This is a genomic window from Kitasatospora sp. NPDC001603 (assembly GCF_040298365.1).
GTDB lineage: Bacteria > Actinomycetota > Actinomycetes > Streptomycetales > Streptomycetaceae > Kitasatospora.
The window spans coordinates 14,360-28,412 of record NZ_JBEPAA010000093.1 but is presented as its reverse complement, the minus strand read 5'-3'; the positions used below and the strand labels follow the sequence as shown (position 1 = coordinate 28,412).

Here is a 14,053-nt window from a genome sequence, read left to right as displayed (position 1 = left end):
CCAACGTCACCGGCCGACCGGCCGAGCCCGGCCAACTGGCCGATCCCGCCTACTGGGTGGACCATGTCCGCCGCCCGGTCCGGTTCGCCGACGGCATCGCCACGGCGGCCGGTCTCGGTAACGCGGTCTTCGTCGAGCTGGGCCCCGGCGCCGCGCTGAGCGGCGTGGTCGCGGAGTCCGCCGGTGAGCGCGCGGTCACGGTGGCCGCCCTGCGCGACGGCCGCCCCGAGGCGCACACCGTGCTGGCCTCGGTCGCCGAACTCTTCGTCCGTGGCGTCGAGGTGGACTGGGCGAAGACCCTGCCCGCCGGCCTTCCGGTCACCCATCTGGAGCTGCCCACCTACGCCTTCGACCACGAGCACTACTGGCTCCGGAGCGCTGCCGCCACCGACGCGGCCTCGCTCGGCCAGGGCCGGGCCGACCACCCGCTGCTCGGCGCCGTCGTCCAACTGCCGCAGTCGGACGGCCTGGTGTTCACCTCCCGGCTGTCGCTGCGCACGCACGCCTGGCTCGCCGACCACACCGTCGGGGGAGTGGTCCTCGTCCCCGGTGCCGCCCTGGTGGAGCTGGCCGTCCGGGCCGGTGACGAGGTCGGTTGCGGCACCCTCGACGACCTGGTCATCGAGGTCCCGCTCCTCCTGCCCGAGCACGGCGGGGTCCGGGTCCAGGTCGCCGTCGGGGGCCCGGACGAGCAGGGCGCCCGCACGGTCGAGGTGTACTCCGCCCACGAGGACGCGACGGACACCTGGACCCGCCACGTCACCGGCACCCTCGCGGTGGCGCCCACAGCGGGGGCCGAGCCGTTCGACACCGGGGCGTGGCCCCCGGCCGGTGCGGAGCCGGTCGACGTCGACGGCCTCTACACCGAACTCATCGCTCACGGCCACGAGTACGGACCGCTGTTCCGCGCCCTCCGGGCGGTGTGGCGGCGCGGCGACGAGGTGTTCGCCGAGCTCGCCCTGCCCGACGGGCAGCGGGACACCGCCGCCCGCTTCGGCCTGCACCCCGCGCTGCTGGACGCCGCCCTGCACCCCGCCCTGCGGGACGCGGCCGCGGCGGACCGGGACCGGACGTGGCAGCCGCTGGAGTGGCACGGACTGGCCCTGCACGCCGTCGGCGCCTCCGCGCTGCGGGTGCGGATCACCACGGCCGGGCCCGGCACGCTGGCACTGGCGGCGGTCGACGAGGCCGGCGGCCCGGTCCTGACGGCAGCCGCGGTGACGCTGCGGCCGCTCTCCGCCGAGCAGTTGGCGGCCGCGGCGGGCACGGCCGACGGCGACGGCCTGTACCGGGTCGACTGGACGGCGCTGCCCCCGGCACCGCTGCAGGGCACCGGCACGGCGCCGCGGCGCGCGGCCGTCGCGACCGAGGCGGACCTCGCGGCCCTGACGGCCGGTGGGGACGTTCCCCCGGTCGTGGTCCTGACGGCCGTCACCGACGGCGAGGGGGCGGACGCCGTCCTCCCGCTCACCACCCGGGTGCTGGCCGTGGTGCAGTCCTGGCTGGCCGACGAAACCCTGGAGGACTCCCGACTGGTGGTGCGGACCCGGGGCGCGGTGCCCGCCGGCGGCGACGCCGCGCTCACCGACCCGGCCGGCGCCGCCGTCTGGGGCCAGGTCCGGGCGGCCCAGGCCGAGAGCCCGGACCGGATCGTCCTGCTCGACCTCGACCCGGCCGCGCCGGACGACCTGGACACCGCGCTCGCCGCGGCGCTGCCGCTCGGCGAGCCGCAGGTCGCGGTGCGCGGAACGGCGCTGCACGTACCGCGCCTGGCCCGGACCGCCGGCGAGGTGCCCGGCGGCGAACCGGCCTTCCGCCCGGACGGCACGGTCCTGATCACCGGCGGCACCGGCTCGCTCGGCGCCCTGACCGCCCGTCACCTGGTCGCGCGGCACGGCGTCCGCCACCTGGTCCTCGCGGGCCGGCGCGGCCCGGACGCCGACGGCGCGGCGGAGCTCGCCGCCGAGCTGGAGGCCGCCGGGGCCACGGTGTCGGTGGTGGCCTGCGACGTCACCGACCGGGAGGCGGTCGCGGCGCTCCTGGCCGGCGTGCCGGCCGGGCACCCGCTGACCGGCATCGTGCACGCCGCCCGGGTCTTCGACGCCGGGGTGATCGGCGAGGTCGACCCGGACCGGATGGCGCGGGTCTTCGCGCCGAAGGTGACCGCCGTCCGCCACCTGGACGAGCTGAGCCGCGAACTCGCCCCCGAGCTGGACGCGTTCGTCCTGATGTCCTCCGCCTCCTCGGTCTTCCTGGGCGCGGGCACCGGCGGCTACGCCGCGGCCAACGCCTATCTGGACGCGGTGGCGCACCGGCGCCGCGCGGCAGGCCTGCCCGGTACGTCCCTCGCCTGGGGGGTGTGGGCGCAGGCCGACGGCTCCGCCGACGGGCCCGGTCAGGACCGGAGCGGCCGCCGCGGCGGTGTCCGGCCCCTGACGGCCGAGGCGGGCACGGCGCTGTTCGACGCGGCGCTGCGCACCGGCGAGGCCCTGCTGGTGCCGGTCGAGCTCGACCTGCGGGCGCTGCGCGCCGACGCCGCGCTCGGGGGTGGTGTCCCGCCGCTGCTGCGCGGCCTGGTCCGCACCGGCCGGCAGGCCGTCCGGGCGGCCGCCGGTGACGGCGGCGGCGGGCTGGCCCGCCGGCTGGCCGGGCTGGCGCCCGCCGAGCAGCAGGCCCTGCTGCTGGACCTGGTCCGCGCCCGGGTGGCGACCGTGCTCGGCCACGCCGGGTCGGAGCAGGTCAGGCCGGAGACGGCGTTCAAGGACGCCGGCTTCGACTCGCTCACCTCCGTCGAACTGCGCAACCGGCTCCGGGAGGCGACGGGCCTGAGCCTGCCGGCCACGGTGGTCTTCGACTACCCGACGCCGCTGGCCCTCGCGCACTACCTGCACGACCGGCTGGACCCGGCCGGCGAGGCCACCGCCACCTCACACCCGCTGCTGGTCGAACTGAGCAGGCTGGAGGCGATGCTGGCCGAGACACCGGCCGGTGACACGGCCCGCGCCCAGGTCGCCACCCGGCTCCAGGGCCTGCTGGCCACCTGGTCGACGGCGAACGGCGGCGGGGCGGCCGAGGAACAGATCGACTACGACACCGCCTCCGACGACGAGCTCTTCGACCTCATCGACACGGAGTTCGGCAGCTGACCGCCACCGGCACCCCCGCAGACCACCCGACGCCACAGCCTTCTAGGAGCCGAACTTCGATGGCGGATGAAAGCAAGCTTCGCGACTACCTCAAGCGCGTCCTCGCCGAAGCGCGCCGCTCCCAGCAACGCGTGCTGGAGCTGGAGGCCGAGAAGGCGGAGCCGATCGCGATCGTGGGCATGGCGTGCCGGCTGCCGGGCGGGGTGGCGGGCCCCGACGACCTGTGGCGGCTGGTGACCGAGCGCGGGGACGGCGTGTCGGGCTTCCCGACCGACCGCGGCTGGGACCTGGACGGGCTGTTCGACGAGGACCCGGAGAAGAGCGGCACCTCCTACGTGAGCCGGGGCGGCTTCCTGCACGAGGCGGGGCTGTTCGACGCGGGCTTCTTCGGGATCTCGCCGCGCGAGGCGGTGGCGATGGACCCGCAGCAGCGTCTGCTGCTGGAGACCTCGTGGGAGGCGCTGGAGCGGGCCGGCGTCGACGCGGCGGGGCTGAAGGGCTCGGACGTCGGCGTCTTCGTCGGAGTGATCAACGAGGGCTACGCGACCGGCGGCCCCGTCCCCCCGGAGCTGGAGGGCTTCACCGGGACGGGGACCACCGGCAGCGTGGCGTCGGGCCGGATCTCCTACGTGTTCGGGTTCGAGGGTCCGGCGGTCACCGTGGACACGGCGTGCTCGTCGTCCCTGGTGGCGATGCACCTGGCCGCGCAGGCGCTGCGGCGCGGCGAGTGCTCGCTGGCGCTGGCCGGCGGTGCCACCGTGATGGCCGGGCCGGGCATGTTCATGGAGTTCTCGCGGCAGCGGGCGCTGGCGGCCGACGGCCGGTGCAAGTCCTACGCGGACGCGGCCGACGGCACGGGCTGGGCCGAGGGCGCCGGCATGGTGCTGCTGGAGCGGCTCTCCGAGGCGCGGGCCAACGGGCACCACGTGCTGGCCGTGCTGCGCGGGTCGGCGGTGAACCAGGACGGCGCGTCGAACGGTCTGACCGCGCCCAACGGTCCTTCGCAGCAGCGGGTGATCCGCAAGGCGCTGGCGGCGGCCGGGCTCACCCCGGCCGACGTGGACGTGGTGGAGGGGCACGGCACCGGCACGGTGCTGGGCGACCCGATCGAGGCGCAGGCGCTGCTGGCCACCTACGGCCAGGAGCGCGAGCCCGGGCGTCCGCTCTGGCTGGGCTCGCTGAAGTCCAACATCGGCCACACCCAGGCCGCCGCCGGGGTGGCGGGCGTGATCAAGATGGTGCAGGCCATGCGGCACGGCGTGCTGCCCGCGACCCTGCACGTCGACGCGCCCAGTACCGAGGTGGACTGGTCGGCCGGCGCGGTGGAGCTGCTCACCGAGGCGCGGGACTGGCCGGAGACCGGGCGGCCGCGCCGGGCCGGGGTCTCCTCCTTCGGCGTCAGCGGTACCAACGCGCACGTCGTCCTGGAGGAACCGCCCGCCGAGGCACCCGCCGAGCCGGACGCGGTGCGGTCCGCGCCGGGCGGTGTGCTGCCGCTGGTCGTCTCGGCGTCCTCGGCCGGCTCGCTGGCCGGGCAGGCCGAGCGGCTGGCGGCCTTCCTTGGGACCGCCGAGGGGCCGGACCCGGCGGACGTCGCCGCCGCGTTGGCCACCGGGCGGACGGCGCTCGCCGAGCGGGCGGTGCTGGTGGCCGCTTCGACGGAGGAGGCGCTGGCCGGGCTGGGCGCGCTGGCCCGGGGCGAGTCCGCTCCCGGGCTGGTGACGGGCAGTGTGTCCGGTGCGGGCAAGCTCGTCCTGGTCTTCCCGGGGCAGGGTTCGCAGTGGGTCGGGATGGGGCGTGAACTGCTGGACACCTCACCGGTGTTCGCCGAGCGCGTCGCGGAGTGCGTCCGGGCGCTGGACCCGTTCGTCGACTGGTCGCTGGCGGAGGTGCTGCGCGGCGACGCCCCGGCCGAGCTGCTCGACCGGGTGGACGTGCTCCAGCCGGCCAGCTTCGCGGTGATGGTCGGTCTCGCCGCCGTCTGGGCGTCCGTGGGCGTGGTGCCGGACGCCGTGCTGGGCCACTCCCAGGGCGAGATCGCGGCAGCCTGCGTGTCGGGTGCGCTCTCGCTGGAGGACGCGGCGCGGATCGTGGCGGTGCGCAGCCAGGTGATCGCCGGCAGCCTCGCCGGGCGCGGCGGGATGGCGTCGGTGGCGCTCTCCGAGAGCGAGGCCGTCGAGCGGCTGGTGCGCTGGGCGGAACGGGTGGAGGTCGCGGCCGTCAACGGCCCGGCCTCGGTGGTGGTGGCCGGTGACGCCGAGGCCTTGGACGAGGCGCTGGAGGTGCTGGCGGCGGACGGTGTGCGGGTGCGCCGGGTGGCGGTGGACTACGCCTCCCACACCCGTCATGTCGAGGCGATCGAGGAGACCCTGGCGGAGGCCTTCGCGGACATCCGCAGCCAGGCCCCGCTGGTCCCGTTCTTCTCCACCGTCACCGGCGCTTGGGTCACCGAGGCGGGCGTGCTGGACGGCGGGTACTGGTACCGCAACCTGCGCGGTCAGGTCCGCTTCGGCCCCGCCGTCGCCGCCCTGTTGGACCAGGGCCACACGGTGTTCGTGGAGTCGAGCGCGCACCCGGTGCTGGTCCAGCCGGTGAGCGAGATCGTGGACGAGGCCGGGGCCGAGGCCCTGGTCACCGGGACGCTGCGGCGGGACGAGGGCGGTCCGCGCCGGCTCTTCGCCTCGATGGCCGAACTCTTCGTCCGCGGCGTGGCCGTGGACTGGACGGGCGTGCTGCCGACCGGCACCGCCCGCGTCGAGCTGCCGACCTACGCCTTCGACCACCGGCACTACTGGCTCCAGCTCGGCCCGGCCGCCGACGCGGCCTCGCTCGGCCAGTCGGCCGCCGACCACCCCCTGATGGGCGCCGTGACGGAGGTGCCGGAGACCGGCGGCCTGCTCGGCACCTCGCGGCTGTCGCTGCGCACCCATCCCTGGCTGGCCGACCACGTCGTCGGGGGTGCCGTGCTGCTCCCGGCCGGCGCCCTGGTGGAGCTGGCCGTGCGGGCCGGTGACGAGCTGGGCTGCGGCACCCTCGACGACCTGGTGGTCAAGGCCCCGCTGCTGCTGCCCGAACAGGGCGGCGTCCGGGTCCAGGTGACCGTCGGCGGCCCCGACGAGAGCGGTGCCCGCAGCGTCGCCGTCTACTCCACCCGGGAGGACGCCGCGGGCGACACCGGCGGCGACACCTGGACCCGCCACGCCACCGGCACCCTCACCGCGACGACCAAGACCGCCGCCCCGCAGGCCGACTTCACCGTCTGGCCGCCCGCCGGGGCCCGGCCGGTCGACGTCGACGCCCTCTACGCCGACCTCGGCGGGCACGGCTACCAGCACGGCCCGGCCTTCCGGGGCCTGCGCGGGCTCTGGCAGCGCGGCGCGGAGACCTTCGCCGAGGTCGCGGTGGACGAGGAGAGCCGGGAGGAGGCCGGGCGGTTCGGCCTGCACCCCGCCCTGCTCGACGCCGCCCTGCACCCGGCCCTGCGGGACACCGCGGTGGCCGACGGCGCCGCTACCGGCGCCCGGGTCTGGCAGCCGCTGGCCTGGCAGCGACTCGCCCTGCACGCCGTCGGCGCCTCCGTGCTGCGGGTGCGGATCGCGCCGCAGGGCGGCGACGCCCTGACGGTGGAGGCGGTCGACCCGGCCGGCGGCGTGGTCCTGACGGCGGACTCGGTGGAGCTGCGGCCGCTGACCGCCGAGCAGTTGACGGCCGGCCCGGCCACGGCGGGCGCCGACTCGCTGTTCCGCGTCGAGTGGAGCGACCTGCCACCGTCCACGGGGGCGGCGGCCGACCGGCCGGTCTGGGTCGCGGTGTCCGACGCGGCCGGGATCACCGCGCTGGCCGGCGGCGCGGGCCCGGAGGCGGCGCTCCCCGTCGTGGCGGTCCTGGACGCCGTGGCGGACGGCGCCGACGGCGTCGACGCCGCGCTCGTCCAGACCAACCGGGTGCTGGCGGCCGTCCAGGCCTGGCTGGCCGCGCCCGGCCTGGAGGAGGCCCGGCTGGTCGTCGCCACCCGGGGCGCGGTCGGCGCCGGCGCGGACGGCGCGGTCACCGACCCGGCCGGTGGCGCGGTGTGGGGCCTGATCCGCGCCGCCCAGACCGAGAACCCGGACCGGATCGTCCTGCTCGACCTCGACCCCGCCGCGGACCTCGACCTCGACCTCGCCCCGGTGCTGGGTACGGCGCTGGCCACCGGGGAGCCCGAACTGGCCCTGCGCGGCACGGCGCTGTCCGTCCCGCGGCTCGTCCGCGCCGTACCGGTCGCCGGGGCCGACGGCGGGACGGGGACCGGCCTCGACCCCGAGGGCATCGTCCTGATCACCGGTGGCACCGGCTCGCTGGGCGGGATCCTCGCCCGGCACCTGGTCGCCGACCACGGCATCCGGCACCTGGCGCTGGTCAGCCGGCGCGGCCCGGCGGCCGAGGGCGCGACCGAGCTGGTCGCCGAACTGAAGGGGCTCGGCGCGACGACGGTCGCGGTGGAGTCCTGCGACGTGACCGACCGGGCGGCCGTGGCGGACCTGCTGGCCGACGTGCGGCGCGCCGGGCGCCGGCTGACCGCCGTCGTGCACACCGCGGGCATCGCCGACGCCGGTGTCATCGGCACGCTGGACCCCGAGCGGGTCGCCCAGGTCTTCGCCCCGAAGGTCACCGCGGCCCAGCACCTGGACGCCCTGACCCGCGAACTCGCCCCCGACCTGGACGCGTTCGTGGTCTTCTCCTCGGTCTCCTCGGTGTTCCTCGGCGCGGGCACCGGCAGCTACGCGGCCGCCAACGCCTTCCTGGACGCCCTCGCCCACCAGCGCCGGGCGGCCGGTCTGGCCGCGACCTCGCTGGCCTGGGGCCTGTGGAACCAGACCGCCGGCGGTATGGCAGCCGGCATGGACGACCTCACCCGCAGCCGGATGAACCGGCGCGGCGGTGTGCTGGCGATGACGGCCGAGGAGGGCATGGACCTCTTCGACGCGGCCCTGCGCACCGGCGAGGCGCTGCTGATCCCGGCCAAGCTGGACCTGCGGGCGCTGCGCGCGGGCGCCGCGGCCGGCCGGGACGTCCCGACCCTGCTGCGCGGCCTGGTGCGGACCGGGCGGCAGCTGGTGCGGGCGGCCTCGGGGGACGGCGGCGGCGGGCTGTCCGGTCGGCTGGCCGGGCTGGCGGCGGCCGAGCAGGAGGCGGTGCTGCTGGAGCTGGTCCGCGGTCACGCGGCGACCGTGCTCGGGCACGCGGGGCCCGACGCGATCAGGAGCGGGACGGCCTTCCGGGACTCCGGCTTCGACTCGCTGACCTCCGTCGAGCTGCGCAACCGGCTGCGCGAGGCGACCGGTCTGAAGCTGGCCGCGACGGTGGTCTTCGACCACCCGACCCCGCTCGCGTTCGCCCGCTACCTGCACGCCGAGTTCGGTCTCGTCGCCGACGGGACCGCCGCGGCGGCGCCGGCGGTCGCGCCCGCCGACCCGGACGAGCCGATCGCGATCGTCGGCATGGCCTGCCGGCTGCCCGGCGGCGTCGGCAGCCCGGCGGACCTCTGGCGGCTGGTCAGCGAGGGCCGGGACGCGATGTCCGGCTTCCCCGAGGACCGCGGCTGGGACGTCGCGGACCTCTTCGACGCCGACCCCGGAAAGGCCGGCACCTCCTATGTGAGCCAGGGCGGATTCCTCTACGAGGCGGGGCGGTTCGACGCCGGGTTCTTCGGCATCAGCCCGCGGGAGGCGCTGGCGATGGACCCGCAGCAGCGGCTGCTGCTGGAGACCTCGTGGGAGGCGCTGGAGCGCGCGGGCATCGACCCGCTCTCGCTGAAGGGCACGGACGCCGGGGTGTTCTCCGGTGTCATGGGCCAGGGCTACGGCGCCGGCGGCGCGGTGCCCGCGGAGCTGGAGGGCTTCACCGGCACCGGCGGCATGGGCAGCGTGGCCTCCGGCCGGGTGGCCTACGTCTTCGGCTTCGAGGGCCCGGCGGTCACGGTGGACACGGCCTGCTCGTCGTCGCTGGTGGCGATGCACCTGGCCGCGCAGGCGCTGCGCCAGGGCGAGTGCTCGATGGCGCTGGCCGGCGGCGCGACCGTGATGGCCACCCCCGGCACCTTCGTGGAGTTCTCCCGCCAGCGCGGCCTGGCGACGGACGGCCGGTGCAAGTCCTACGCGGACGCGGCGGACGGCACCGGCTGGGCCGAGGGCGCGGGCGTGGTGGTGCTGGAGCGGCTGTCGGAGGCCCGCCGCAAGGGGCACCGGGTGCTCGCGCTGGTGCGCGGGTCGGCGGTCAACCAGGACGGCGCGTCCAACGGTCTGACCGCGCCCAACGGAGTCTCCCAGCAGCGGGTGATCCGCAAGGCGCTGGCCAACGCGGGCCTGACCGGCACCGAGGTGGACGTGGTCGAGGGCCACGGCACCGGCACGGTCCTGGGGGACCCGATCGAGGCGCAGGCGCTGCTGGCCACCTACGGCCAGGACCGGGAGCCGGGGCGGCCGCTCTGGCTGGGCTCGCTGAAGTCCAACATCGGCCACACCCAGATGGCCGCCGGGGTGGCCGGTGTGATCAAGATGGTGGAGGCGCTGCGGCACGGTGTCCTGCCGCCCACCCTGCACGTGGACGCGCCGTCCTCGCAGGTGGACTGGACGGCGGGCGCCGTCGAGTTGCTGACCGAGGCGCGGGAGTGGCCGGAGACCGGCCGCCCCCGCCGGGTGGGTGTCTCCGGCTTCGGGGTCAGCGGGACGAACGCGCACCTGATCCTGGAGCAGGCCCCGGTCGAGGCCGAGGCGCAGGCCGTCGCGGTCGAGAACGCTCCGACGGGTGTGGTCCCGCTGGTGCTGTCGGCGAAGAGCGCGCGGTCGCTGACGGGGCAGGCCGACCGGCTGGCGCCCTTCATCGAGACGTCCGAGGCCGGGACGGCGGAGATCGCCGCCGCGCTGCTGGCCCAGCGGGCGCTGCTGTCGGAGCGCGCGGTGGTGCTGGCGGGTTCCAGGGAGGAGGCGCTGGCGGGGCTGAGCGCCCTGGCGCGCGGCGAGCGCAGCCCGGTGCTGGTGACCGGGACCGCCGGTGAGGCGGCGCGCACGGTGCTGGTGTTCCCGGGGCAGGGGTCGCAGCGGGTCGGGATGGGCCGGGAGCTGGCGGAGCGGTACCCGGTGTTCGCCGAGGCCTTCGACGCGGCGTGTGCCGCGTTGGACGAGCGGTTGGCGGGCTGGGCCGAGCACCCGGTCAAGGACGTGGTGCTCGGCACGGCCGGATCGCTGGACCAGACCGTCTACACCCAGGCGGGTCTGTTCGCGGTGGAGACGGCGTTGTTCCGGCTGATCGAGTCCTGGGGCGTCCGGCCGGACGCGGTCATGGGCCACTCGATCGGTGAGATCACGGCCGCGCACGTGGCCGGGGTGCTCTCGCTGGCGGACGCGGCGGCGGTGGTCGCCGCGCGGGGCCGGCTGATGCAGGCGCTGCCGTCCGGCGGCGCGATGGTGGCGGTCGCCGCGACCGAGGCCGAGGTGGCCGAATTCCTCGCTGCGGGCGTGGACCTGGCGGCGGTGAACGGCCCGTCGTCGGTGGTCCTCTCCGGCGAGGAGGCGGCCGTGCTGAAGGCCGCCGAGAGCCTGAAGGCACAGGGCCGCAAGGTCAAGCAGCTGACCGTCTCGCACGCCTTCCACTCGGCGCTGATGGAGCCGATGCTGGCGGATTTCGCCGCCGTCCTCGCCGAGGTGGTCTGGCGCGAACCGCGGCTCCCGGTGATCTCCAACGTCACCGGCCGTCCCGCCGAGCCCGGTCAACTGACCGACCCCGCCTACTGGGTGGACCACGTGCGGCGCCCGGTCCGGTTCGCCGACGGCATCGCCGCCGCAGCCGGGGACGGCACCGCACTCTTCGTCGAACTGGGCCCCGGCGCCGCGCTCAGCAGCGCGGTGGCGGAGTCCGCCGGCGACGGCGCGCTCTGCGTCGCGGCCCTGCGCGACGGCCGACCCGAGGCGCACACCGTGCTGACCGCGGTCGCCGAACTCCTCGTCCGGGGCGTCGCGGTGGACTGGTCCGGCCTCCTGCCCGCCGACCCGGGCCACCTGGAGCTGCCGACCTACGCCTTCGACCACCGGCAGTACTGGCTGCAGCCCGCCCCGGCCGCCGACGCCGCCTTCCTGGGACTGACCGGGACCGACCACCCGCTGCTCGGCGCGGTGATGCACCTGCCGCAGAACGACGGCCTGGTGTTCACCTCCCGGCTCTCGCTGCGCACGCACCCGTGGCTCGCCGACCACGCCGTCGGCGGGGTCGTCCTGCTGCCCGGCACCGGCCTCGTCGAGCTGGCCGTCCGGGCCGGCGACGAGGCCGGCTGCGGCGCCCTGGACGAACTGGTCATCGAGGCACCGCTGGTGGTGCCGGACCACGGCGGCGTCCGGGTCCAGGTCGCGCTCGGCGGCCCGGACGAGCGGGGCACCCGGACGGTGGAGGTGTACTCCGCCCGGGAGGACGCGGTGGAGGCCGGTACGGACGGCTGGACCCGCCACGCCACCGGCACCCTGCGGCCGGCCGGGACCGGCGCCGTACCGGAGGTCGACCTCACCGCCTGGCCGCCGCCCGGCGCCCAGCCGGTCGAGGTCGACGTCGAGGGCTTCTACGCCGACCTGATCCGGCTCGGCTACACCTACGGCCCGTCGTTCCAGGGCCTGCGGGCGGTCTGGCGGCGCGGCGAGGAGGTCTTCGCCGAGATCGCCCTGCCGGAGGACCACCGCGAGGGGGCGGACCGCTTCGGCATCCACCCCGCGCTGCTCGACGCCGCCCTGCACGCCAACGGCTTCGTCCGCCCGGCCGATGCCACCGAGGCGGCGGACGAGCCCCGGACGGTCCTGCCGTTCGCCTGGAACGGGCTCACCCTGCACGCCGTCGGCGCCTCGGCGCTGCGGGTCCGGGTGGCACCGTCGGGCCAGGACGCGGTGTCGCTCCAGGCCGCCGACGAGACCGGCGGTCCGGTCCTGACGCTGGACTCCCTGGTGTTCCGCGCCGTCTCCGCCGAGCAGCTGGAGGCGGCGGCGGGTGCGCCGGGCGGCGACTCGCTGTTCCGGGTGGAGTGGACGGCCCTGCCGTCGCCGCCGCCCCTCGCGGCCGCGCCGAGCCGGGTGTCCGTCGCCACCGCCGACGAGGTGACCGCGCTGGCCGCGGCGGGCGGGGTGCCGGACGCCGTGGTGCTGACGGCGGCCGGTGCGGACGCGCTGGAGCTCGGCACCCGGGTGCTCGACGTGCTCCAGGCGTGGCTGGTCGCTCCGGTCCCGGAGGCCTCCCGGCTGGTCGTGGCGACCAGCGGCGCGGTGCCCGCCGGTGGCGACGCCGCGGTGACCGACCCGGCCGGCAGCGCCGTCTGGGGCCTGGTCCGGGCCGCCCAGGTGGAGAACCCCGACCGGATCGTCCTGCTCGACACCGCTGCCGGCACCGACGCCGACGCGGTCCTCACCGCCGTGCTGGCATCCGGTGAGCCGCAGGTCGCGGTCCGCGGCCCGGTGCTCTCCGCGCCGCGCCTGGTCCGGGCCGGCGCCGTCGACCGGGCGGAGCCGGTGCTGGACCGGGCGGGGACGGTGCTGGTCACCGGTGGTACCGGGTCGCTGGGCGCGGTGCTGGCCCGGCACCTGGTGACCGAGCACGGCATCCGGCATCTGGTGCTGACCAGTCGGCGGGGGCTGGAGGCCGACGGTGCCCGGGAGTTGGTGGCCGAGCTGCACGCGCTCGGCGCCGAGTCGGTGGCGGTGCCGGCCTGCGACGTGACCGACCGGGACGCACTGGCCGCACTGCTCGCCTCCGTGGTCGACGAGCGCCCGCTGACGGCCGTCGTGCACACCGCGGGCGTCCTGGACGACGGGGTGATCGGCGCGCTGACGCCCGAGCGGCTGGCCCGGGTCTTCGCCCCGAAGGTGACCGCCGCCGGCCACCTGGACGAGCTGACCCGCGAACTCGCCCCCGACCTGGCGGCGTTCGTCGTCTACTCCTCCGCCTCCGGCCTGTTCGGCTCCGCCGGCCAGGGCAACTACGCGGCGGCCAACGCCTACCTCGACGGCCTGATGGCCCGGCGCCGGTCGGCCGGCCTGCCGGCGCTCTCGCTCGCCTGGGGCCCGTGGGAGCAGAGCGCCACCGGGATGACCACCGGCGCCGAGGCGGCCGGGCGCACCCGGACGAACCGCCGCGGCGGCATCCTCGCGCTCGGGCCGGCGGAGGGCACCGCGCTGTTCGACGCCGCGCTCGGCGCGGACGAGGCACTGCTGGTGCCGATCAAGCTGGACCTGCGGGCGATCAGGGCCGAGGCCGCGACCGGCGGGGGAGTACCGCCCCTGCTGCGCGGCCAGGTGAGGGCCGGCCGCCAGGTGGCCCGGGCCGCGTCCGGCGACGGCGGCGACGGCCTGGTGCGCCGGCTCACCGGGCTCGCCCGGGCCGACCAGGAGGCCCTGCTGGTGGACCTCCTGCGGGCCCAGGTCGCGCTGGTCCTGGGCCACACCGGACCGGACGGGGTGGTGGCCGGGACGTCCTTCAAGGATGCCGGATTCGACTCGCTCACCTCGGTCGAGCTGCGCAACCGGCTCCGCGAGGCCACCGGCCTCAATCTGTCCGCCACCGTGGTCTTCGACTACCCGACCCCGCTCGCACTGGCCCGCCACGTGCACGGCGAGCTGCTCCCGGACGGCGCGGCGAGCGGCCCGGAAGTGGACGAGGACCGGCTGCGGCACGCCCTGGTCTCCCTCCCGATGGCCCGATTCCGGGAGGCCGGGCTGATGGAAGCCCTGGTCAGGCTGGCCGCACTGGACACCGGCGGACCGGCGGCCGACGCGGCGGACGAGGACGACCGGCCGGGCACGCTCGCCGACCTGGACGTCGACGACCTCGTCCAACTGGCGCTCGGCGGCGACGACGAGGGCCTCGAAAGCTGATGCGGTACAACGTGAATGGGGCAG

At 76.8% G+C, this 14,053-nt stretch carries 1 protein-coding gene and 1 pseudogene; both read left to right on the top strand.

Annotated elements, in window-relative coordinates:
- On the top strand, nucleotides 1-3,146 hold a 3,146-nt coding region (locus ABT263_RS34375; protein ID WP_352296720.1), incomplete at its 5' end, for an SDR family NAD(P)-dependent oxidoreductase.
- 77 nt (nucleotides 3,147-3,223) lie between these two features.
- Nucleotides 3,224-14,029: pseudogene (locus ABT263_RS34370) on the top strand (type I polyketide synthase); the annotation flags it as partial.
- Nucleotides 14,030-14,053 lie beyond the last annotated feature (24 nt).